The sequence below is a fragment of the Mesorhizobium sp. M7A.F.Ca.AU.002.02.1.1 genome, assembly GCF_003998535.1.
GTDB classification, from domain to species: Bacteria; Pseudomonadota; Alphaproteobacteria; order Rhizobiales; family Rhizobiaceae; genus Mesorhizobium; species Mesorhizobium ciceri.
Genome location: NZ_RZPB01000999.1, coordinates 1 through 1843 on the forward strand (window position 1 = coordinate 1; position 1843 = coordinate 1843).

General features: G+C 60.6%; 1 protein-coding gene, 1 tRNA gene and 1 pseudogene. 2 read left to right on the top strand and 1 reads right to left on the bottom strand.

All coding sequences use genetic code 11. From position 1 onward, the window contains the following. Window positions 1-194: pseudogene (locus tag EN879_RS34240) on the top strand (GDP-mannose pyrophosphatase); the annotation flags it as partial. A gap of 60 nt (window positions 195-254) precedes the next feature. Here the strand turns inward: EN879_RS34240 and EN879_RS34245 are convergent. Then, window positions 255-339: transfer RNA gene (locus EN879_RS34245), tRNA-Leu, on the bottom strand. 374 nt (window positions 340-713) lie between these two features. Here EN879_RS34245 and tig point away from each other — a divergent pair. Next, window positions 714-1843 (top strand): trigger factor (gene tig, locus EN879_RS34250; RefSeq protein WP_127274628.1); only part of this gene is annotated, 1130 nt, incomplete at its 3' end.

The following is a 1843-nucleotide window of genomic DNA, read 5'->3' on the forward strand; positions in this document are numbered from 1 at the left end:
GGTTTTTCATCGGCCGCTATTCACCCGCCGACCGCATCTCGGCCGGCGGCGGCGCGCAAGAAGAGGGCGAGGACATCGAGGTTCTGGAAATGCCGCTCGACGAGGCGCTGGCCGGCATCGCCGATGGCCGTATCGTCGACGCCAAGACCATCATCCTGATCCAGCATCTGAAGCTCAATCCGATGCCTGCCTGAAAGGCGCCGGTCCTCCTTCGCCAGGACTTTCGGGTGGCCCGCCACCCGAAGCTCGAAGGGTGGTGCGGATGAAGGGACTCGAACCCCCACGCCTTTCGGCACTGGAACCTAAATCCAGGGCGTCTACCAGTTCCGCCACATCCGCATGGACCGGCAATCCCATGTGGCCATCATTCTGTCAATGTCAGAGACAAGATGTGGCCCAGCGACAAGATGTGGGGCAGGCCCCGAATGCTGGTTATCGCTGGGATGCGAAGACTGTTGAAAATTGGCCTCGCCTGTGACAAAAGGCGTGTCAAATGTGACGGGACGCGACGATCCGCTTCTGCAGAATGTGATAAGAAGTAGGAAAAACAAGAACTTATTCACATTTTGGAACGCAGTTTGGGAGAGTTTGAGCCGGGTTTTCGGTCAAATCGCCAGGTTCCGTACCAAAAGCCATTCCCGGCAAGAATATACCGGCAGGCTGTGAACGGCAGAGGCCGTGGCAGTCTCATTGGTGAAAACAAAGGTTTTACGATGCAGGTCACCGAAACGCTCAACTCCGGTCTCAAGCGAGAGATCAAGATCACCGTGCCGGCCGGTGACATGGAAGCCAAGCTGATGGCGCGGCTTTCGGATGCCCGCAACAAGGTCCGCATCAACGGCTTCCGTCCAGGCAAGGTGCCGGTGCAGCACCTGCGCAAGGTCTACGGCAAGTCGTTCATGGCCGAAGTGGTCAACGAAATCCTCAACGATTCGACTCGTTCGATCATTACCGGGCGTGGTGAAAAGGCTGCCATGCAGCCTGAAGTCATCATGACCGAGGACGAGAAGGAAGCCGAGAAGATCCTGGCCGGCGGCGCCGACTTCGAATTCCGCCTCAACTACGAGATCATCCCGGCGATCGAGATCAAGGACTTTTCCGACATCAAGGTGACGCGCCAGGTGTTCGACGTGCCTGATGCCGAGATCGACGAGCAGGTCCAGCGCGTTGCCGAATCGGCGCGCAGCTACGAGCCGAAGACCGGCAAGGCCGCCAATGGCGACCGTGTCACCATCGACTATGTCGGCAAGATCGACGGCGAGGCCTTCAATGGCGGCGCCGGCACCGATCAGCCGCTGGTGCTAGGCTCGAAGGAATTCATCCCCGGCTTCGAGGATCAGCTTGTCGGCGCCAAGGCCGGCGACGAAAAGCAGGTCACCGTGACTTTCCCGGAAAACTACCAGGCGGCGCATCTGGCCGGCAAGGAAGCGACCTTCGATGTCACGGTCAAGGAAGTGTCCCAGCCCGGCGCGCTGGAAATCAACGACGAGACCGCCAAGAACCTCGGCCTGGAGTCGCTGGAGCGCCTGCGCGACGTCGTGCGCGGCCAGATCGAGAACCAGTTCGGCGCCATGACGCGCCAGAAGGTCAAGCGCCAGCTGCTCGACCAGCTCGACGCGGCTTATTCGTTCGAGGCGCCGTCGAAGCTCGTCGACGCCGAGTTCAACAACATCTGGGCGCAGGTCAATCGTGATCTGGAAGCAGCCGGACGCACCTTCGCCGACGAAGAGACGACGGAAGAAGAGGCGCGCGCCGAGTATCTGCGGCTTGCCGAGCGCCGCGTGCGCCTCGGGCTGGTGCTGGCTGAAATCGGCGAGAAGGCCGGCGTGACCGTATCGGACGA